A 20,730-nucleotide genomic window follows, 5' to 3' on the forward strand; every position below is an offset into this window, starting at 1 on the left:
AGCACCGCGCATCCCGGAGGATCGAGGTTCAGGTCGAGGTTCAGGTCTTGGTTCAGGTCGTCGCTGGCGCCCAAACTGCAATCGTAGGTCGTCAGGATCACACCATCCCGTTGATGACGAACCGGGACATCTCCTTGCCCGTCTTGCCGTCATAGGCGTGCACGGTGCACACCAGGCAGGAGTCGAAGCTGCGCGCCACGTGGCCGAGCTCGACCGGGTCCTCGAGGTCCACGATCGGCGACCCGACCAGCGCGCTCTCGATGGGGCCGAGCGTCTGGGCGCTGTCGCGGGGTCCGATGTTCCAAGCGGTGGGAGTCACCACCTGGTAGTTCTTGATCTTGTTGTCCTCGATCACAATCCAGTCCGACAGCGCGCCACGGGCCGCCTCGGTTGATCCGAACCCCATGCCCTCGGCGTGCTCGACTGGCTTTGAGTAGAAGCTCTCTTTGAGGTTCAGCTGGTCGAGCCATTCGCGGGTCCACTTGTAGTACTTGGGGCCCTCGTGCATGCGGGCCAACTGGCGAACCATGACGCTCGGGCCGATCTTGTTGTAGATGTCCACGAACAGCGGGTCGTTGTCCTGGTGCGCGGCGGCGTTGGGGCCACCGGCGGCCATCCGGCGCGCGAGCGGACCGGCTTCCAACGGGATGTTGCCCAGGTCGCCGACGGCATAGCGTGGCGACTTTGCCCAGCTGTACTTGCCCTGCTTGCGGCCTACCTCGGGGTCGATCGGGATGGTCTCGCCTTCGAACGGGTGCAGCGGCTTGCTGCCCTCGTAGAACGAGTGCGTCACGTCCTCGCGAACATTGGCCTGGTCGAACTCGTACCACTGACCCTTCGCGAACACACCCGAGCGGCCGATCAGCGCGTCATTGCGCCCGTCGATGGTCGGGTTCTCGTACCGCGAAGGGTCGAAATAGGTGCCGGTGGCGATGTAGTTGCCCACGCCGGCGCCGTACTTGTCCAGGCCGACGTCGAGGCAGTAGCGGATGAAGAAGCCGCAGTCGCTGTTGTAGTGCGACTCGTTCTCGTCGACCCAGGCGAGCACGTCCTCCCAGGTCTTGTTCTCCAGCCACCGGTCGATGGTGCCGCCGAGCCAACGACCTTCGAGCCAGTTGTCCTTCCAGTGTTCCAGGATGGAAATGGAGCGGGTGACGTCGGACAACGTTGGCGCGCACATCACCCCTCCAGGCACCATGAAACTCGAATGCGGCCACTGGCCACCGAAAATCGCGTACACCTCAACGGGTTTCGCCGAAAGCACAACGCCCGGTTGGTAACTCGTGCCGACATACGGGGCGAATCGACGCACCGCCTCGTCGTAGAGCTTGGACTTGGCGTAGTTCTTGTTGGTCAGGTCGATGGCGAAGAGCGCGTAGAAGTAGCGCGGGATGGACTGCAGCGTTTCGCAGGCCTGACAGATGTTGCGGATCAGAGTTGCGTTGGGCGGCATGTGCGTTCGCCACGCGGTGTCCAGGGCGTAGGCCGACTTGTACAAGTGGCTGCCGCCGCAGATGCCGCAGATGCGCGGGCACACGATGAGGCCGGCCTGCGGGTCCTTGCCGCGCAGGATGATTTCGAAGCCGCGGAACATCGCGGCCTCGGTCCAGGCCGATGTGACAACCCCGTCGTCGACGGTGACGCGGACGTCGAGGTCGCCCTCGACACGCCCTAGCGGGCTGACGAAAAGATCAAGCGCGGTCATGAATGGATCCCTCCTGAAATGTGGGCACTACCAGGGCTGTTGGCGTGCTGGCCGGTCGTCAGACGACGAACATGTCTTCTTTGGACCACTGCGGCGCGGCGATGCGCGCGGCCGCGGCGTGCGCCATGTAGGTGAGGTGGTCCGAACCCTCGGGCACTTCCTTGGGGATCATGCCGCTGACCTTCTGGGTCTTGAACACGGTTCCCGGCGCCAGGTCGAAGTGCGGGAATTCCGGTTCGGTGCAACCCAGGCAGGGCATGCCGGCACGGGTCTTCGACGACTGGCGGTTCCACAGGATCCGGTTGCAGGGCGAGTGGGTCATCGGGCCCCGGCAGCCGAATTCGTAGAACAGGCATCCGGTGCGGGTGCCCTCACCGAAGGACAGCGTCGATTGCTTGTATTCGAAGAATTGCACACGGGTGCAACCGGTTTGGGTGAAGGTCTTGAAGAACGTCTCGGGCCGGTGCAGCTCGTCGAGCGTGATGTCGCCCGCGCGGCCGGTGGCCAACGCGACGATGATCTGGGTGATCCAGTCCGGGTGGGCGGGGCAGCCCGGAATGTTGATCACGGGCAGGCCCATCTTCGACCGGAAGTCCGGCCCCAGGAACCCGCCCTTCTCGCGCTTGTGGAACTGCAGGCCGGTCGACCCCGAGGGGTTCGGCTCCATGGCGGGGATGCCACCGAAGCAGGCGCAGTCGCCGATGGCGACCACGATCTGCGCGGCGGCGGCGAGGTCGGTGACCCAGTCCTTCATCGGCCGGTCGGCGAACATGTCCATCCGGCCGGTGCCGTTGGGCGCTTCGATGACGGTGCCCTCGAACACGAAGATGTCCAGCGGCCGGTCGCCCTTGGCGCAATCCCAGAAAACCTTCTGTGCATTCTTTCCGAGCTCGAGCCCCAACGACGGATGCCATAACAGATCCAGTCCGAAATCGACGATCAAGTCGACGACATTCGGCTCCTCGGCATTGAGAAATGACATGGTATTTCCGCTACAAGCACCGCCCTGAAACCACAAAACGGAAGCCATCAGAACTCCTCTCGAATAGCGGCCGAGGGCGCGACCGCATTTTGGTAAATCGTGGGCTGCGAAAACGTTTTTTGGTTATCGGGGTAAACGCCGGCCGAACGCCCGGGCCACCTGCACCAGGAAGCCCATACCTCGGCTGACGTCCTTGTCCTTGCTGACCCGCCATAGCCCCATCAAACCCTTGGGGCCACCTGGATCGGCCGTCGCGGCAGCTTTGCCTTCGACCAGCGCCTGCCCCAACTCCACCAGGACATCCGCGGTCTGCGGCTCAACGAGCGGCGAATGCAGGATCTTGTTCAACGCCGGCGTGGCGTCGACCAGCGCCGACGTCAGTGACGCCAGGCTGGACACCAGCGCCTGAAGGTCCACCGATTGCAGCTCGGCTTGCACCCCCGTGCGCAGTTCGCCGACCGCCGAGGCCAACGAATCGCTGATCGCGTCGCCGCGCCGCACAAACCCGTCCAAACCGCTGAGCAGAACCGCCAACAGGTCGGCGTGGTCGAGCAGGGTGTTGAGCGACGCGGCGATCGCGGGGTCGTCGAGCCGCTCACGCAGCTGGTCGGCCGGCGAGAGCGTGGCAACCTGACCGTTTGCTGACATAGCACCTCCCTCAGGGGATCGGGCGGGCTGTACCCGATCCTGGGCGGCCACAGAACGCTGTGGCCCCGATCACAAAGCTAGCGACCAGTTTGGGGCCTGCCTATCGCTTTCGCGCAACTGCTGTCAGAATTGCGAAGAGTTCCGCCCGCTGGTGCGCGTCGATGCCTGAGAGGCTTGCATGATCACCACCGATTATTTAGTGCACACTTTACCTTCGAAACGGGCTCGTTTACGGCTGCAACCAGGGTTTACGCCGTGTCGCGACTGACTCGACTGGGCTACATCGACGTTCGCCGGACTTCGAACCCGGTGCGACGCAAAGTGCGCTCGCGCGGTGTCCCGCCGGCCCTGGCGGACAACGAAATCTTCTATACCGAGAGCCCGAACGAGGCCATGCGGCTGATGGCCAAGGCGTTGGCGCCGTTGTCGCTGCACGTCCATCCCGAGGACGCCGACGGGTTTGCTGCGACCATGCACGGGGTGCGGCTGCGCAACGTCAGCATGTTGTACCTCGACGTCCATGTGGCGGCGACCATCGACATTCCCGCGCTCGGCCAGTACTACGGCGTGCACATGCCCATGAACGGCCGCGCCCTGGTCGACCACCGCGGCCACAGCTTCGAGGCCAACACCATCCGCGCGCTGGTGACCAGTCCCGGGGAGGCCCTGCACATCCAGTTCGACCACGACTCCCCGCAGTTGCTGATCCGGATCGAACAACGCGCGATGGCAGCGCACCTGACCCGGCTGTTGGGCCGCAGCCTGAGCAAGCCGTTGGAGTTCGAGCCCGAGTTCGACCTGGCGACCGAAGCCGCGATGCGCTGGCACACCGCCGTCCAGCTGATCCATTCCGAGGTGTTCCACCCGGGGTCGCTGATTCAGCGAGGCCAGGGCATCGGCGCGATCGAGGAACTGCTGATGAGCACTTTGCTGCACTTGCAGCAGTCCAACTACTACGAGGAGTTCCTGCAGCCGGTCCAGCCGGATCCGCGCCGAGTCGTGGTGCACGACGCGATGAACTACATCGACGACCATCTGGCCGAGCGGATCACGATGGAAGACCTCGCCAAGGCGGTACACATGAGCGTGCGGTCGATTCAGCAGGGGTTTCGCGAAGAACTCAACATGACCCCGATGACCTACGTCCGCGAACGCCGGCTCGAGCGGGTGCACGAGGAGCTGATGGACGCGATGCCGTCCGACGGTGTGACGGTCACGGCCGTCGCCGAACGCTGGGGGTTCCACCACCTCGGCAGCTTTGCTGTGGAGTACCGCAAGCGGTGGGGCGAGGCACCTTCGGACACGCTGCGGCGGTGAGTGCGCTTTGGCGTTGACGCTGCGCTCGGGGCGGTGTCCTCTCGCATTTTCCCGCCCAGGACGCAGCCTCAACTAGGACGCGCGCCGCGCCGCGCTGACCTGCCGCCAGCCGAGCTCCTGGTGGGACACCAAGTGGTCGATCAACAGCTCGGTCGCCATCGGCGGCGTGGGCTGGCTGACGACGTGCCAGGGCCGCTTGATCGGAGTGCCCGGCACGGGCAGTTCTACCAGCGTGCCGGACTCCAGCTCGCGGCGCACCGCTTGACGCGACACCAACGTGACGCCCAGCCCCGCGACGGCCGCGGACACCACCGCGCTGTGTGACCCCAGCACCAGCTGCGGCGGCGTGACATCCAACTCCTCGAGCAGCGTCATCAGCGTGGACCGGGTGCCCGACCCCTGCTCGCGCAACAGCCAGGTCGCGGTCCCCGGCGCGAAGCCGTCGGCAACCTCGGGCGGGCCCACCACGATCAGCGTGTTCGGGCTGATCGCCCGCACCCGGACCTTCTTGCGCAGCTCCTCGGGCGGGCGGCCCGCGAAAACCAGGTCGACCTCGTGCCGCGCCAGCATCGGCCACAGCGCGCCCCGCGCCGCCACTTCGACGTGCAGGGTCACGCCGGGATGCTCCGCGCGAAACGACGCCAGCGCCGCCGGGATCAACAATTCGCCGGCCGACGTCACCGCGGCCAGCCGGATCGAACCGTTCTCCGGATCCGCCTCGCCGCGGGCGGCCGAGATCGCCTCGTCGTGCAGGCCCAGGATGCGCCGCGCGTACTCCACGTACCGCAGCCCCGCCGGCGTCAGGCGCACTCCACGACCGTGCCGGTCGACGAGGGCGATGCCGATGTCGCTGCTCAACGCCCGTATTGCCGACGAGATCGACGACTCGGTGACCACCAGCCGTTCGGCGGCGCCGCGCACCGAACCGGTATCGGCCACCTCGACCAGCGCCCGCAGGCGCGCGTTGGTTGTCATGCGCTCTCCCGTGTCTCGAACACCCGGCTGGCCAACAGGTCTACGGCTTCGATGGTGGTCAGCGCGTCCAGTCCCACTGGCGCGTCCGCTTGTTCCAAGAGCCGCCGCGCGTGCCGCAGCCGGGCCCGCTCCAGCGCATTGCGCACGCTGCGCGCGTTGGCGAACCACGGCTGGTCGCGGCGCCGGTTCAGGTACTGCCGCAGCACCACCTTGGCCTCCTCGGAGAATCGGTAACCCAGGCCGGCGATCATCAGCCCGGCGATCTGCTCGAGTTCGCCGACCGTGTAGTCGGGGAACGAGATGTGGTGGGCGACTCGGCTCTGCATTCCTGGGTTGGCGGAGAAGAACCGCCCCATCTTGTCGGCGTAGCCGGCCAGGATCACCACCAGATCGTCGCGGTTGTTCTCCATCACCTGCAGCAGGATCTCGATGGCCTCGCCGCCGTAGTCGCGCTCGTTTTCGGCCTTGTACAGGTAGTAGGCCTCGTCGATGAACAGCACCCCGCCCATCGCCCGCTTGATGACTTCCTTCGTCTTCGGCGCGGTGTGGCCGACGTACTCGCCGACCAGATCGTCGCGCGTCACGCTGACCAGGTGTCCGCGCCGCAGGTAGCCCAGGCGATGCAAGAGGTCCGCCATCCGCATCGCGACGGTGGTCTTGCCGGTGCCCGGGTTTCCGGTGAAGCACATGTGCAGGGTGGGCCGCGGCGCGCTGACCCCGAATCGTTCCCGCATACGGTCGACCAGCAGCAGCGCGGCGATCTCGGCGATCCGGGTCTTCACCGGTACCAGCCCGACGAGTTCACGGTCCAGCGCGGACAACACCTCGTCGATGCCCGAGCGCGCCCGGGCCGCCGCCAGGTCGACAGTGGCATCCGGGCCGAGCACCTCCTCGGCGGGGTCGGCGGGGGCGGCGGGGTTCAGGCCGGCGGCGCCCGGCCGGAAACCGAACGCGGTCACGGCGCCTCGTACCGCTGCCCGACGGGCCGCTCGGTGGCATACGCGTACGTGGTGTAGCCGATCCGGCGGTCCGCCCGCTCGGCGCGCTCCAGCCGGAACCCGGGTTCTTCGGCGGGCCGGTTCACGATGAACGACAGCGCCGTCGTCTGTCGCCCCAGGCTGGCGTCGTACGCATTGAGCCGGATGTAGCTGTTCGGATAGGCCGCCCGGCAGGCGTTGACCTCGAGCAGCACCCCCGCCGCGTCCCTGAGGTCGAACATCGGCAGCCCCCACATCTCCCAGTAGGTGTTGCGGGGATGCGGGTCGTCGGTGAATTCCACCGACAGCGGCCACCCGTGCTCCAGCGCATAGCTGATCTGCGCCTTGATCTCGTCGTCGGTGAAGTCGGGCAGGTAGGAAAAGGTGCCCTGGGTGATGCGCATGCTGATGTGCTCCTCTCGCCGTCAGACCCTCGTCGGCGTCGCGACGACGTCGGGGGTGTCGGTGGATTCGTAGTTGAACGTGATGTCGCCCCAGGTGGCCAGCGCGGTGTCCAGAGCGCGGTTGCGCGCCGCGGCCTTCTTGAGGATTTCGGGGCCCTCTTTGTAGTAGTCGCGGCCTTCGTTGCGGGCCTTGATCATCGCCTCCAACGCGACACGGTTGGCCTCGGCTCCGGCCGCGATGCCCATCGGATGACCGATGGTGCCGCCGCCGAACTGCAACACCACGTCCTCGCCGAGGTAGTGGATGAGCTGGTGCATCTGGCCGGCGTGGATACCGCCGGACGCGACCGGCATGACACCGGGCATCGACGCCCAGTCCTGGTCGAAGTACAGGCCTTCGACCGGGTCGGCCGGCACGCTGTTGAGCCGCAGGGTGTCGTAGAAACCGCGGGTCGTGTTGGGGTCGCCCTCCAACTTTCCGACGACCGTCCCGGCGTGGATGTGGTCGACGCCGGCCAGCCGCATCCACTTGGCGATGACCCGGAAGCTGATGCCGTGCGTCTTCTGCCGGGTGTAAGTGCCATGTCCGGCGCGGTGCAGGTGCAGCAGGACGCCGTTCTTGCGCGCCCACTTGGCCATCGACTGGATCGCGGTGTACCCGATCGTCAGGTCGATCATGACGACCACCGAGCCGAGTTCCGCGGCGAATTCGGCCCGCTCGTACATCTCCTCCATGGTTCCGGCGGTGACGTTGAGGTAGTGGCCCTTGATCTCACCGGTCGCCGCCTGGGCCCGGTTGACCGCTTCCATGCAGAACAGGAACCGATCGCGCCACCGCATGAACGGTTGGGAGTTGATGTTCTCGTCGTCCTTGGTGAAGTCCAGCCCGCCGCGCAGTGCCTCGTAGACGACCCGGCCGTAGTTGCGCGCGGAGAGCCCGAGCTTGGGTTTGGTGGTGGCGCCCAACAGCGGGCGGCCGAACTTGTTGAGGTACTCGCGTTCCATCACGATGCCGTGGGCGGGGCCTTGGAAGGTCTTGACGTAGTGGGTGGGAATCCGCATGTCTTCCAGGCGCAGCGCCTTGAGCGGCTTGAAGCCGAACACGTTGCCGATGATCGAACTGGTCAGGTTCGCGATCGAGCCTTCTTCGAACAGGTCGAGGTCGTAGGCGATCCAGGCGATCCACTGCCCGGGCGCGTTGGGCACCGCCTCCACCCGGTAGCACTTGGCCTGGTAGTGCTCGAAGGTGGTGAGCCGGTCGGTCCAGACCACCGTCCAGGTCGCGGTGCTTGATTCGCCGGCGACCGCGGCACCGGCCTCCTCCGGCGGGACACCCTCCTGCGGGGTGATCCGGAAGGCGCACAACACGTCGGTGTCCTTCGGCACATAGTCCGGCTGCCAGTAACCCATTTCCGCATACGGGATCACTCCCGCGTTCCATCTCTCCGTCATGGCTCGAATGCTGTCAGCGCGATACTGAAGCTGTCTATCGAGAATAAGCCCTCAATACTGAAGTAAATAGTTAAGTGTCATCCGCTACCCCGCACGTTCCACCGATCGGGTGACGCCGTGGCGGAGGCCGGCTTCTTACCGTGTGGCGCATGAACACATGCAGGGAGATCGCCGCGACACTGACCACGCCCGGCAAAGGCATCCTCGCCGCAGACGAGAGCATCGCGACCATGTCCGCACGGCTGGAAAAGGCAGGAGTCACCCCGACCGCGGACAGCCGGCGCACCTACCGCGAGATCCTCGCCAGCACGCCCGGCCTGTCCGACGGGGTGTCCGGGATCATCTTCTGCGAGGAAACCCTCACCCAGGTGTTCAGCGATGGTCGGCCGTTTGCTCAGGCGGTCCGCGACCTCGGCATGCTGCCCGGCATCAAGGTCGACACCGGTGCCAAGCCCTGCCCGGGCCTGGCCGGCGAAACGGTGACCGAGGGGCTGGACGGGTTGCCCGCCCGGCTGGCCCGGTACGCACAGATGGGCGCGGCATTCGCCAAGTGGCGGGCGGTGTTCACCATCACCGAAACGACTCCGACCTGGGCAGCGATGGCCTGCAACGCCAACGCCCTGGCGCGCTACGCGGCCGCCTGCCAGGAGGCCGGCCTGGTGCCGATCGTCGAACCCGAGGTGCTGATGACCGGCTCACACAGCATCGCGCGCTGCGCGGAGGTGACCGCCAGCGTGCACGCCGCGGTGCGTCAGCAGCTGAGTTTGCTACGCGTCGATCTAGCCGGCATCGTCCTCAAACCCAACATGGTGATCGAAGGCGAAGACCACGCGATTCAGGCCGACGCCGAGCAGGTCGCCGAGGCCACCGTCTCGGTGCTGCGGGCCTGGCCCGCGGAGTTGGCCGGGGTCGCGTTCCTGTCCGGCGGACAATCGCCGCGGCGGGCGACGGCAAACCTCACCGCGTTGCAGGCACACCGCACGCCCTGGCCGTTGACGTTCTCCTTCGGCCGGGCCCTGGTGTCGCCCGCGTTGCAGGCGTGGCGCGGCGACGAGACGCGGGTGGGCGCCGCGCAGGAAGCCCTGGCCACTCACGTGGCCGCCAACGCGGCCGCCCTGCGCCTGCGCGGCGAGCTTCAGCCCGCCTGACCGACGCCCGCGGTCAGCGGCACGGTCACCGTGACCGTGGTTCCCGCTCCGGGCGCCGACCGCACGACCAGCCGACCGCCCACCAGCTCCGCGCGCTCTGTCATCGACAGCATGCCGTAGCTGGTGGGCGCCCGGTCGGCCGAGCTCCCGTCGAAGCCGATTCCGTCGTCGGAGACCTCGAGAAGCACCTGGCCGCCGCCGACGGCGAAACGCAGCTTGGCGGTCAGCGCCCGCGAGTGCTTGACGACGTTCTGCAGGCACTCCTGGGCGATCCGGTAGAGCGCCACCTCGACATGCTCGGACAGCCGGTCATCGGCCAGCTCCAGGTCGAGGTCCACCTCCGGAATGGTGGCCGCCAGGCTGGCCAGGCCGCCCGCGAGACCCAGATCGTCCAGGACGGGTGGGCGCAGCCCGCTGATCGCCGATCGCGCTTCGGCCAACGTGAGGTCGACGAGGTCGCGGGCCTTTTCGAGTTGTTCGGTGGCCTCGGCGGCGTCGTCGATCTCCACCGCACGGGCCGCGGCGTCCAGCCGGTAGCTCAGGCTGACCAGGCGCTGCGAGATGCCGTCGTGAATGTCGCCGGCCAACCGTCGGCGCTCGGATTCCTGCGCGGCGATCACCTGTTCGGCGAAATCCCCATGCACCCGTTCCCGCATCGCCAACTGCCGATGCACCCGGGCCTGATCCAGCGCGCCGGCGGTCAGTCTGCCGATCGCCAGCAGCAGCTGGATGTCGCGATCGGTGAATTCGCGGCGTTGCACGGTGTGGACATTGAGCACCCCGACCAGTCGGCCCGGCCCGGTTTCCATGGGAACCGACGCCATCGACGTGAAGTCGGAGCCGCGCAGCGCGGCGATCGGTACGTACCGCGGGTCGTCGTCCTTGTCGCTGGTGATGACGACCGGCTCGCGATGTCGGGCGACCCATCCGGAGACGCCTTCACCCAGTTGCAGCTGCACCTGGCCGATGTGTTCGTCGAACGGCGGTGTGGCACCGGCCAGGGTCAGCGATCCGCCGGAGTCGTCGAGCACATGCACGAAGCAGACGTCGGCCGGGGTGGCCGCGGTGATGAGGCGAGCCACCGCGGCGGCCACCGGCTCGACGCCCGGTCCGCTCTGCGTGGCAGCCACGATGTCGAGCAACAGAGCGACCTCGCGGTCGGCGTCGACCAGGCCGCGCACGGTCACTGGTAGATGCCCTCGCGCAACGCGACGGCCACGGCCGCGGTGCGGTCGGCGACGCCGAGCTTGCGATAGATGGAACGCAGGTGGCTCTTCACGGTCTCGTCGCCGATGACGAGTTTGCTGGCGATGCCTCGATTGGACAGGCCGGCCACCACGAACGACAGGATTTCACTCTCCCGTTGGCTCAGGCCCTGCCGCGCTCCGGGCCAGAACTCGTCGCGCTGCAGGCGGGCCGCGGTGTCGGCGGCACGGGCGGCCAGGCCGGCGTCGATGGCCCTCGAGCCGCCTTGCACGTACTCGAGTTGGCGCACCAGTTCGTCGCTGCTGATGCCCTTCAGCAGGTAGCCGGAGGCCCCGACCCGCAGCGCCTGAAACAGGTATTGCTCGTCCTCGTAGACCGACAGCAGGATCACCTTGCAGGCGGGATGCCGCTCGCGGATCTCGCGGCACAGGTCCAGCCCGCTGGCGCCCTGCATCCGTACGTCGCACAGCACGATGTCGGGTTCCAGGCTCGCGATGATCGAGAGTGCATTTTCGGCGCCTACGGCTTGTCCGACGACCCGTACCCGATTTTTAAAGGACGCAAGCATCGCTTTAAGACCCTCGATGACCATTTCATGGTCGTCGACTAATACCACTCGAACGGGTGGCGCCGCGGTAACCGCCATCATGTTTTCTCACGATAACGGCGGAGCCGAATAACGTCACGTCATTTTCGTTGCCGATAAATCCGCATCCGGCACACCCTGATTTTCCCCACGCTGGGGGATACGTCGTGGCGGCCGATCGCCCTACCTTGAGCGGCAATGAAATTGAGGAGGTGGCTTGGTGACACCAATTCTGGTCGCATCGGTGCTGCCGGCGGACTTCGCCGAACTCGGCCGTGACGTCGCCGAGATCGAGCGCGCCGGCGTCGACCGGATTCAGTGGGACGTCATGGACGGCCGGTTCGTGCCCAATCTGACCTTCGGGCCTGACGTGATCGCGTCCTGCCGCGGCCGGGTGTCGATGGGGTTCGAGGCGCACCTGATGGTCGAGGACCCCGACCCGATGCTGCCCCGCTGGGTCGAGGCCGGCTGCGACATCGTGATCGTGCACGCCGAAGCATGTCGGCACCTACATCGCACGTTGTCGAGCATCCGTGACCTCGGGGCCCGCGCCGGCGTGGCGCTCAACCCGGCCACTCCCCTGGCCGCCGTCGCCGACGTGCTCGACATCACCGATCTACTGCTGATCATGACGGTCAACCCGGGCTTCGGCGGTCAGCGATATCTGGCCAGCATGGAATCCAAGATCGCCGCCGCCCGGGCCGAAATCGACAGGCGCGGCATGGATATCGAGCTTGAGGTGGACGGGGGTATCGGTCCGCTCACCATCCCCGGTGCCGCCGCGGCCGGGGCTGACGTGTTCTGCGCCGGGTCAGCGCTGTTCGGCGGAACGAACATGACGGAACGGGCTGACGCATTGCGCACTGCTGCCACGGTTGCCACAGCTGCCGCTGCTACCCACGAGATCAACGGAAGGCTGGTGACGCGATGACCATCGCGCCGAGTGCAAGTGAAATATCAACCCGGACGGATGAATTGGACCGTCTGGCCATCAACACTTTGCGGTTCCTCGCCGCTGACGGCGTGCAAGCCGCCAACAGCGGGCACCCAGGACTGCCGCTGGGCACCAGTGCCATCGCCTGGACCCTGTGGTCCCGGCACCTGCGCCACAACGGCGACCCGAATTGGCCGGACCGCGACCGCTTCGTGCTGTCCGCCGGGCACGGGTCGATGCTGCTCTACGCCCTGCTGCACGTCTTCGGCTACGACATGCCGATCCGCGAGCTGCGCAGGTTCCGTCAGCTGGGTTCGCTGACTCCGGGTCACCCCGAATACGGCCATACCCCCGGCGTCGAGACCACCACAGGTCCACTGGGACAAGGGATTGCGAACGCCGTCGGCATGGCGCTGGCGGAGCGGATGCTGGCCGCCCGGTGCAACACCGAAGAACACACCGTCGTCGACCACCGCACCTGGGTACTTGCCGGCGACGGCGACCTGATGGAGGGCATCAGCCACGAGGCCGCCTCGCTGGCCGGGCGGCTCGGTCTGGACCGGCTCATCGTCATTTTCGACGACAACGACATCACCATCGACGGCCCGGCATCGCAGAGTTGCGCCGACGACGTCGAGGCACGGTTTGCGGCCTACGGCTGGCGGGTGCTGAGCGTCGAGGACGGCAACGACGTGCCGGCCCTGGACCGTGCGTTCACCGATGCCTCGTACGGCGACGGCAGGCCCGTCTTCATCCGGGTGCGCACCACGATCGGCTTCGGCGCGCCCGGTGTGGAGGGCACTCCGAAAGCCCATGGCAGCCCGCTCGGTCCAGAGGTGCTCAATGCCATGCGCGCGCGGCTGGACTGGCCCGACGAACACTTCCACGTGCCGCTCGCGGTCAGCGCGGCCGCGGCCGTTGCCGTCGCCCGCGGCACCGCCGAATACAACCGCTGGGTGCAAACGCACGCCGAGTGGCAGGCCGCGAATCCGCAGCTGTCGATGGACTTCCCGCTGGACGCGGTTCCCACCGTCGACGACCTGTCGGTGTTGACCCCGCTGGCCGATGACGCCGCTCCCGGTGGAAAGTCCGCGACGCGCAAGGCATCTGGTGCCGCGTTGCACGCCCTGGCCTCGGTCTACCCGGGATTGGTCGGCGGATCGGCCGACCTGGCCGCCTCCACCAACACCGCCATCCCCGGCGGCGACGTCCGGCCTGGCGACTTCAGCGGCCGCACCATCCATTTCGGTATCCGCGAGCACGCGATGGCCGCGGTGCTGAACGGCATTGCGCTGCATGGCGGGTTACGCCCGTTCGGCAGCACCTTCCTCGTGTTCGCCGACTACCTGCGCCCCGCCTTGCGGCTGTCCGCACTGATGAAACTGCCCGTGGTGTATGTGTTCACCCACGATTCGGTGTATGTCGGCGAGGATGGCCCGACGCATCAGCCGATCGAACAGCTGGAATCGTTGCGTCTGATCCCGGGTCTCACCGTGCTGCGGCCGGGCGATGCCGCCGAGACGGCACTGGCGTGGCAACTGGCGGCCGCAAACACCGACGGCCCGACGGCGTTGGTGCTGAGCCGGCAAGACCTGCCGGTGCTCGGCGGTGCCGGACTGGACGACGTCCGCCACTACGGCATGCGCGTGGTCCGGCCGGTGGCCGACACCGCGCACGTGATGCTGGCGGCCAGCGGCTCGGAGGTCGCGCTCGCGCTCGAAGCGGCCGACATGCTCGGTGCACGCGGCATATCCGCTCTGGTGGTCTCGGTGATGTGGCGGGAGCGGATCGCGGCCGCGCTGGACACCGACGGCACCGCCCTGCCCGGTCTGCCGGTGGTGTGGATCGAAGCGGGGGTGACGACCGGCTGGCGGGCATTGGCGCGGCCATTCGACACGGTGGTCGGCATCGAACGCTTCGGTGTGAGCGGACCGGGACCTGAGGTGGCCGCGCATCTGGGCCTGACCCCGGCGGCGGTCGCCAACGCGGCGCTGCGCAGCATCGCGCTGGCCTCGAAATGACGCGACGGGTTGGCCGGGTTAGCCGGGATCGTCATCGCGGGGTTGCAGTTCCCGTTCCGGGTGGTGCATGCAGTTGACGCGGGGTCGCCCGTGGTCGAGATGCTCGGGAGGAATCCACTCGGTGTAGCCGTGGGCGTTTCTGCGAGTCACATACTTTCGCAGTTCGACCATGCGGTTATCCGGCCCGCACGCCAGGGTGAGTTCGTCGATGTGCGTGCGGCGGTTGGTCATCCAGCCCTCCAGGTGGTGTACCTGGGTGTAGTAGCCGGGGACGGTGCAGCCGGGGCGGGTGCAGCCGCGATCTCGGCCAAGCAATACCAGACGCTGCTCGGGGGAGGCCAGCCGCTTGCTGTGGTAGAGCGCGAGTGTCTTGTCTTCGTCGAAGATCGCCAGGTACGGGTGCGAGGGTGAGGCCAGGGCGATGACCTCGTTCATCGACAGCAAGGTTCCTCCGGCGGTCAACCCCCGCCCGGCGCCGGCTTCCAGCTCGGCGAGGGTGGTGGTGATGATGATCGACGTCGGCAACCCGTGGTGCTGGCCCAGGGTTTCCGACCTCAGCACCACACGCAGGGCGGTCTGCACGGCGTCATGGTTACGTTGGGCCCGGTTGCGCGAGTCGCGGTCGACCGCCTCGGCCGAAGCGCGGCCGTCGATCACCGGGTTCTCATCCGCGGGATTGCACATGCCCGGAGCGGCCAGCTTCGCCAGCACCGGCTCGATAATGGCCCGGAATTGCGCGGTGATCTTTCCGCTGATCTTGGACAACCCGTCGGACTGCTGGTTACCCAGGCTGATACCACGGGCGCTGTTCTTGTGGGCCTCCTGGGCTTCCGGTTGGAAGTCTCCGTCGGGCTTGAGGCAGTCCTTGAAAACCCGTGCGTAGTTCGCCAATTCGTCGGGGCGGAATCCGGTGGCGACCAGGACCAGTTTGTGTTCGGCGTCCTCGCGGGTGGCGGCGTCGACGCGCTCGGGCAGCTTGGCGAAGAACTTGCGGATCACGCTGATCTGTTGACTGTCGAGGTGTCCTTCGCGTTCAGCCTCGGCGGTCGCCGCGAATAGCGGTGGCAACGGTTCGCCGGTGAGGGCGCGTCGCGGGCCTAGGTCGGCGGCTTCCGCGATGCGTTGGCTGGCTTCGCCTTTGGTGATCCGTAACCGGTCGGCCAACGCCTGTCTTAACGTGCCACCCAATTCCTCGCAGGTTGCTTGAGCCGCGAGCTGGTTGACCATCCCGTGCCCGGGCACCCGCAGCTTGCGCACGATACGTTCCAGGCTTTCCCTGGCGCGTAATAACTCCGCGGTGGTTTGTGACTCATAGGTCAACTCGCACATGCGATCCGCGAGGGCATCCAGCCCGCCGAGGATCTCGGCGATATCCTCGCTTGTGCCAGTTGACATACCCCAAGTTTACGAAGGGGGACTGACAAGTTATGCGGTTCGCAAGACCAAGCGGCACAAGTTATTTGGCTAGCGCACAGTGTGCTAGCGCATGCGCTAGCACGATCCGGGCACGCGGTGTGCTCAGCAGATCCGTGGAAGTTGTTCACCTAGTTGGCGTTCGATGACCTGGGTGGTACCGAACGGTGTCTTCCCCACCACCATCCCGGGATGCTCGGCCACCACCCGCCCGATGAAGGCGGCGTCGGCCCCCTCGGGCCGCGACCGCATGGCCTCCAGCACCGCCTCGCTGTGCGACGGGTCGACGAACGCAACCATCTTGCCCTCGTTGGCCACCTGCAGCGGGTCCAGTCCGAGGAACGAGCACGCCGACGAAACCGTCTCGGGCACCGGAATTTTCGCTATGTCGAGTTCGATGCCCACCGTCGCGGCACGGGCGATCTCGACGACGGATGCCACCAGGCCGCCCCGCGTCGGGTCACGCAGCGCATGCACGGCCGCGCCGGCGGCGTCCAGCATTGCCGCCACCATCCGGTGCAGTGGGGCGCTGTCGGACGTGACGACGGTGCCGAAGTCGATGCCCTCGCGCACACTCATGATGGCCACGCCGTGTTCGCCGAGGTTGCCGGAGACGAGGATATGGTCGCCGGGGCGCGCCCGCTCCGGCCCGATGTGCACACCGGCGGGAACCACGCCCACGCCAGCCGTGTTGATGAAAAGCTGGTCCGCACCACCCTTGGCGACCACCTTGGTGTCGCCGGTGACGATCCCGACCCCGGCGTTGGCGGCGGCCTTGCCCATGGTTTCGGCGACCGTGCCGAGCACCTCCAGCTCGAGCCCTTCTTCCAGGATGAACCCGGCGGTCAGCGCGACCGGTTGGGCTCCGCTACAAGCCAAGTCGTTGATCGTGCCGTTGACCGCCAGGTCTCCGATGTTGCCGCCGGGGAAGAACAGCGGTTGCACCACATAGGAATCGGTGGTCAGCGCGACCCGTCCACCCTCGACGTCGAGTAACGCCGAATCGCGGGCCGGGCCGCTGGCGCCGCCGAACGCGGGCAGGAACAGGTTTTCGATCAGTTCCTCCGAGAGCACGCCGCCGCCGCCGTGACCGAGGACGATGCGCTTCGTCTCACGCAGCGGCAGCGGACAGACCCAATCGGCCGGATCGATGGCGACGGGCGGCTCAGGCATGGGCGGCCGCCTCCAGCCGGCGGAACTGGTAGTAGGCGGCGCAGGCGCCTTCGCTGGACACCATGGTCGCGCCCAGCGGCGTGCGCGGTGTGCACGACTTACCGAAGGCCGGGCACTCGTTGGGTTTCAACAAACCCTGCAGCACTTCCCCACTGTGGCATTCGGCGGATTCGGACACCCGCAGTTGTCCGACCCCGAACTTCAATTCGGCGTCGAACTGCGCGTAGCGGGGTGACAGCGTCCAGCCGGACTTGGGGATCATGCCGATGCCGCGCCACTGCCGATCGGTCACCACGAACACGTCGGCAAGGGTCTGCTGTGCGACGGTGTTTCCCGCGGCGGTCACCGCGCGCGGATACGCGTTGCGCAACTCCGGTGTTCCGTCCTCGAGGAGGTCGACGACCTGCCGGACGCCCTCGAGCAGATCCAACGGCTCGAAACCGGTTACCACGATGGGGACTTGGTACTTGTCAACCAGCGGACCGTATTCGCTGGTGCCCATCACCGTGCAGACGTGTCCGGCCGCCAAGAAGCCGTCGACGCGGTTGGTCGGTGAGCTGAGAATCGCCGTGATCGCGGGTGGCACCAGCACGTGTGAGACCAACATCGAGAAGTTGGTCAATCCGAGTCGCTGGGCGTGCACCACCGCCATCGCGTTGGCGGGCGCAGTGGTCTCGAAGCCGACCCCGAAGAACACCACCTCCTTGTCGGGGTTGTCCGCGGCGACCCGGGTGGCGTCCAACGGCGAGTAGACGATCCGCACGTCGCCGCCGCGGGCACGCACGCTGAACAGGTCCTGGCTACTCCCGGGCACCCGCAGCATGTCGCCGAAGGAGCAGAAGATCACGTCGTCGCGGGCGGCGATTTCCAGGGCGCGGTCGATCATCTCCAGCGGCGTCACGCAGACCGGGCAACCCGGGCCGTGAATGAATTCCACGGCGCCGTCGAGCAATTGGTCGATGCCGTTGCGGATGATCGAATGTGTCTGCCCGCCACAGACTTCCATGATGGTCCAGGTCTTGGTGGCACGTTTCTTGATGCGATCCACCAGGGTGCGGGCGGCCGCCGGGTCGCGAAATTCGTCCAGGTACTTCATGCGAGTTCCCTCCGTATCTGACCCTCGTCACCGGCTAGCTCCTCGTCGAGAACACCGAGATCGTGGAACATCCGCAGGGTCTCGTTGGCGGACGCCTCGTCGAGTCGGGTGATCGCGAATCCGGCGTGCACGATGGTGTATTCACCGATCTCCATGTCCGGCAGATAGGCCAGGCACACGGTTTTGGTGGTGCCGCCGAAGTCGACGGTGCACATTCGCGTCCCCGCCTCGTCCCACGTATCGACTACCTTGCCGGGTATTCCGAGACACATTCGATGGTCCCCCTTTCTGGAAGCTTTTCCTGTCGCCGCGCGGCGATCACCGCTTGGCCGAGCGCGATTCCGCCGTCGTTGCACGGCAACACCGAATGAGTGAGAACCTCGAAGCCCTTGTCGGACAGTTCTTTGCGAAGCCCTTCACGCAGCAGTCGGTTGACGAACACCCCGCCGGTCAGTCCGACGGTAGCCACCATGCCGGCGGCCGCCTGGCTGACGGCGTCGGCCGTCGCTCGGATGACGGCGTCGTGGAAGCCCGCGGCCAGATCGGCCGGCGTCGTGCCGGCCCGCAGGTGCCGCACCACGTCGGTGATCAACGACGTCGGGTCGAGCACGCCGGCGGTTACCTCGATGTCCAGCGGCACCGTCCGACCGCGGCGCGCGAGGTGCTCGAGTTCGACGGCCGCCTGCCCTTCGTAGGTCACGTCGTGACAGACGTCGAGCAAGCTGGCGACGGCGTCGAACAGTCGGCCCATGCTGCTGGTCGTGACGCAACCGATGCCGCGCGGTATCTGCTGGCCGAGGACGTGCCGCGCCTGCTCGCTGAGCCTGGCAACCGCCGGTATGTCCGGCGCCCAGTCGATGCCGGCCCGGTGCAGCAGGTCCAAGGCAATCCGCCCGGGTTGGCGCACCGCGCCGTCGCCGCCCGGTAGTGCGAACGGCGTGAGGTGTCCGACGCGCGTGAACGCCGCGGGGTCGGTGACCAGCAACAGTTCACCACCCCAGATGGTGCCGTCGGTGCCGTAGCCGGTGCCGTCGAAGGCGACCGCGAGCATCGGCGTGTCGAGCCGTCCGTGTTCGGCCAGCAGCGACACCGCGTGCGCATGGTGATGTTGCACCTGCACGACCGGTTGCGGGCGTCGGCGCGCCCAACCGGTGGTGGCGTAGGACGGGTGCAGGTCGCATGCGACAAGCGTTGGCTGGCGGTCGGTCATGAACGCCAGATGATCCAGCGCGCCTTCGAAGCACGCCTGGGTTCGGGGGTCGGCCATGTCGCCGAGGTGCGACGACATGTGCGCGTGGCCGCCGGCATCCATCAGGCAAAACGTGGTCTTGAGGTCTCCGCCGGTGGCCAGGATGACCTCGCCTTCGACGGATGCGTCGACCGATACCGGGAGGGGCGCGTAGCCACGGGACCGGCGGATCGGCACCACGCGGCCCTCTTGGCGAGCTATGTCGGCGTCGACGGTGAGGACGGAGTCTTCGCACGGCACGTGGATCGGCCGGTCGTGGGTGAGCACCGCGTCGGCCAGCCCGTCGATCCAGTTCAGGTCGGAATCACGGAAGACGATCGGTGATCCACCCTGGTTGGCCGACGTCATCACCAGCGGAACCGCGCCGAGCCGGTCGAACAGCAGATGATGCAGGGGCGAATAGGCCAGCATCACGCCTATCTCGGCGAGGCCCGGTGCCACCGAGCCCAACACCGAGTCGTCGCGGGCGGGCAGCAAGACGATGGGGGCGGTCGGCGAGGCCAGCAGGTCCGCCGCTGCCTCGTTGACCACGCAGATGCGTTGCGCCGCAGCGATATCGGGCACCATCACCGCAAACGGCTTGGCGGGTCGGTTCTTTCGCTCCCGCAGTCTGGCGACGGCCGCCGTATCTTCGGCTCGGCAGGCCAGATGGAATCCGCCGATGCCCTTCACGGCGACGATGAGACCGTCGTCTAATGCTGCCGCGGCGGCGGCGACGGGGTCGCTGCCGTCACCGGGCCCATGCCAGGACAACGTCGGCCCGCAATCGGGGCAGGCGATGGTCTGCGCGTGGAATCTGCGGTCGGTGGGGTCGGAGTATTCGGCCGCACAAACCGCGCACATCTCGAAATGCGCCATCGTGGTGTTCGGGCGGTCATACGGCAGGTCGGTGATGACCGTGAAGCGGGGACCGCAGTTGGTACAGGTGATGAACGGATGACCGTGGCGGCGGTCGGCCGGGTCGAACAGTTCCTGCAGGCAGTCGGCACAGATGGCGATGTCCGGCGGCACCAGGGTGCGATGGTTGTCGACCGTCTGGCTCTCAATGATCTGAAAGTGGGAGTCCCCGCGCGGCGGTATCGGGGTCGCCCGCAGTGAGTCGATGCGGGCCATGGGGGGATGCTCGGACCTGATTGCACTCATCGCGGCATCCACCGCGGCACGCGTGCCCTCCAGCTCGCAATGCACCGACCCGGAGTCGTTGTAAACACAACCGGATAGCCCGTGACGTGCGGCGATGCGCGCGACAGCCGGGCGGAATCCAACTCCTTGGACCACGCCGGCAATGTCGAGACGCAGCCGTACGCTCGTCCCCCCATTGTTCCGACTGCCCAAAATCAACCTCCTGAGCAGCAAGGCCCCCCGTGCCAGATGGGCTGGCGGCACGGGCGGGTACGCCCCACGCTAGATGGAGTGCGATGTGCCGACAATCACAATTTCGCAC

At 66.9% G+C, this 20,730-nt stretch carries 18 protein-coding genes; 4 read left to right on the forward strand and 14 right to left on the reverse strand.

The window, feature by feature from the left end:
* Positions 1-97: 97 nt before the first annotated feature.
* The 3 genes from G6N68_RS15660 to G6N68_RS15670 form a co-directional block, all read right to left on the reverse strand.
* Entirely contained in the window at positions 98-1,705 is a 1,608-nt protein-coding gene (locus G6N68_RS15660) for a nickel-dependent hydrogenase large subunit (protein WP_163713914.1), read from the reverse strand.
* 58 nt (positions 1,706-1,763) lie between these two features.
* Positions 1,764-2,735 (reverse strand): NADH-quinone oxidoreductase subunit B family protein, encoded by a 972-nt coding sequence (locus tag G6N68_RS15665; RefSeq protein ID WP_163713918.1) that lies wholly within the window; start codon positions 2,733-2,735, stop codon positions 1,764-1,766.
* Positions 2,736-2,810: 75 nt separating this feature from the next.
* Positions 2,811-3,335, reverse strand: coding sequence for a DUF1641 domain-containing protein (locus tag G6N68_RS15670; protein WP_163713921.1), 525 nt, complete (start codon positions 3,333-3,335; stop codon positions 2,811-2,813).
* Positions 3,336-3,590: 255 nt separating this feature from the next.
* On the opposite strand from G6N68_RS15670, the gene G6N68_RS15675 reads away from it, so the two are divergent.
* The gene (locus tag G6N68_RS15675) at positions 3,591-4,652 is read left to right on the forward strand and encodes an AraC family transcriptional regulator (protein WP_163713925.1); all 1,062 of its coding nucleotides are present in this window, start codon (positions 3,591-3,593) and stop codon (positions 4,650-4,652) included.
* Between the two features lie 72 nt (positions 4,653-4,724).
* Here G6N68_RS15675 and G6N68_RS15680 read toward each other — a convergent pair whose 3' ends face one another.
* From G6N68_RS15680 to G6N68_RS15695, 4 genes are read right to left on the reverse strand one after another with little or no spacing between them, the layout of a single operon-like run.
* Positions 4,725-5,627, reverse strand: coding sequence for a LysR family transcriptional regulator (locus G6N68_RS15680; protein ID WP_163713928.1), 903 nt, complete (start codon positions 5,625-5,627; stop codon positions 4,725-4,727).
* On the reverse strand, positions 5,624-6,586 hold the full coding sequence (gene cbbX / locus G6N68_RS15685; protein WP_163713933.1) for a CbbX protein: 963 nt from the start codon (positions 6,584-6,586) through the stop codon (positions 5,624-5,626). Before cbbX ends, G6N68_RS15680 begins: the two co-directional genes overlap by 4 nt.
* Positions 6,583-7,008: a ribulose bisphosphate carboxylase small subunit gene (locus G6N68_RS15690; protein WP_163713935.1), complete on the reverse strand. Its 426-nt coding sequence runs from the start codon at positions 7,006-7,008 to the stop codon at positions 6,583-6,585. The genes cbbX and G6N68_RS15690 overlap by 4 nt, the downstream gene beginning before the upstream one ends.
* Before the next feature lie 21 nt (positions 7,009-7,029).
* Positions 7,030-8,460 (reverse strand): form I ribulose bisphosphate carboxylase large subunit, encoded by a 1,431-nt coding sequence (locus tag G6N68_RS15695; RefSeq protein WP_163713937.1) that lies wholly within the window; start codon positions 8,458-8,460, stop codon positions 7,030-7,032.
* 149 nt (positions 8,461-8,609) lie between these two features.
* Here G6N68_RS15695 and G6N68_RS15700 point away from each other — a divergent pair, with 149 nt between their 5' ends.
* Positions 8,610-9,608 (forward strand): class I fructose-bisphosphate aldolase, encoded by a 999-nt coding sequence (locus tag G6N68_RS15700; protein WP_163713940.1) that lies wholly within the window; start codon positions 8,610-8,612, stop codon positions 9,606-9,608.
* Here G6N68_RS15700 and G6N68_RS15705 read toward each other — a convergent pair.
* Together G6N68_RS15705 and G6N68_RS15710 are read right to left on the reverse strand one after the other, a co-directional pair.
* Positions 9,596-10,795: a GAF domain-containing sensor histidine kinase gene (locus G6N68_RS15705; protein WP_163713943.1), complete on the reverse strand. Its 1,200-nt coding sequence runs from the start codon at positions 10,793-10,795 to the stop codon at positions 9,596-9,598. The genes G6N68_RS15700 and G6N68_RS15705 overlap by 13 nt on opposite strands.
* Positions 10,792-11,463 carry a response regulator gene (locus G6N68_RS15710; RefSeq protein WP_163713946.1) on the reverse strand — a complete coding sequence of 224 codons (672 nt, stop codon included), beginning with the start codon at positions 11,461-11,463 and terminating at the stop codon, positions 10,792-10,794. The genes G6N68_RS15705 and G6N68_RS15710 overlap by 4 nt, the downstream gene beginning before the upstream one ends.
* A gap of 157 nt (positions 11,464-11,620) precedes the next feature.
* Between G6N68_RS15710 and rpe the strand changes: the two genes are divergently transcribed.
* Positions 11,621-12,331, forward strand: coding sequence for a ribulose-phosphate 3-epimerase (gene rpe / locus G6N68_RS15715; protein ID WP_240355495.1), 711 nt, complete (start codon positions 11,621-11,623; stop codon positions 12,329-12,331).
* Positions 12,328-14,355: a transketolase gene (gene tkt / locus G6N68_RS15720; RefSeq protein ID WP_163713955.1), complete on the forward strand. Its 2,028-nt coding sequence runs from the start codon at positions 12,328-12,330 to the stop codon at positions 14,353-14,355. The genes rpe and tkt overlap by 4 nt, the downstream gene beginning before the upstream one ends.
* A gap of 18 nt (positions 14,356-14,373) precedes the next feature.
* Here the strand turns inward: tkt and G6N68_RS15725 are convergent, their stop codons facing one another.
* The 5 genes from G6N68_RS15725 to hypF form a co-directional block, all read right to left on the reverse strand.
* The gene (locus G6N68_RS15725; protein ID WP_163713956.1) at positions 14,374-15,750 is read right to left on the reverse strand and encodes an HNH endonuclease signature motif containing protein; all 1,377 of its coding nucleotides are present in this window, start codon (positions 15,748-15,750) and stop codon (positions 14,374-14,376) included.
* A gap of 123 nt (positions 15,751-15,873) precedes the next feature.
* Entirely contained in the window at positions 15,874-16,941 is a 1,068-nt protein-coding gene (gene hypE, locus G6N68_RS15730) for a hydrogenase expression/formation protein HypE (RefSeq protein WP_163713959.1), read from the reverse strand.
* Complete coding sequence (gene hypD, locus G6N68_RS15735) at positions 16,934-18,037, reverse strand: hydrogenase formation protein HypD (RefSeq protein ID WP_163713962.1); 1,104 nt, start codon at positions 18,035-18,037, stop codon at positions 16,934-16,936. Before hypD ends, hypE begins: the two co-directional genes overlap by 8 nt.
* A complete protein-coding gene (locus tag G6N68_RS15740; protein ID WP_163713966.1) occupies positions 18,034-18,309 on the reverse strand; it encodes a HypC/HybG/HupF family hydrogenase formation chaperone in 276 nt (91 codons plus the stop codon). The genes hypD and G6N68_RS15740 overlap by 4 nt, the downstream gene beginning before the upstream one ends.
* Positions 18,282-20,642, reverse strand: a complete 2,361-nt coding sequence (hypF, locus tag G6N68_RS15745) for a carbamoyltransferase HypF (protein ID WP_308494631.1) — start codon at positions 20,640-20,642, stop codon at positions 18,282-18,284. Before hypF ends, G6N68_RS15740 begins: the two co-directional genes overlap by 28 nt.
* Between the last annotated feature and the right edge of the window lie 88 nt (positions 20,643-20,730).

The sequence above is a fragment of the Mycobacterium bourgelatii genome (genome assembly GCF_010723575.1).
Taxonomy (GTDB): Bacteria; Actinomycetota; Actinomycetes; order Mycobacteriales; family Mycobacteriaceae; genus Mycobacterium; species Mycobacterium bourgelatii.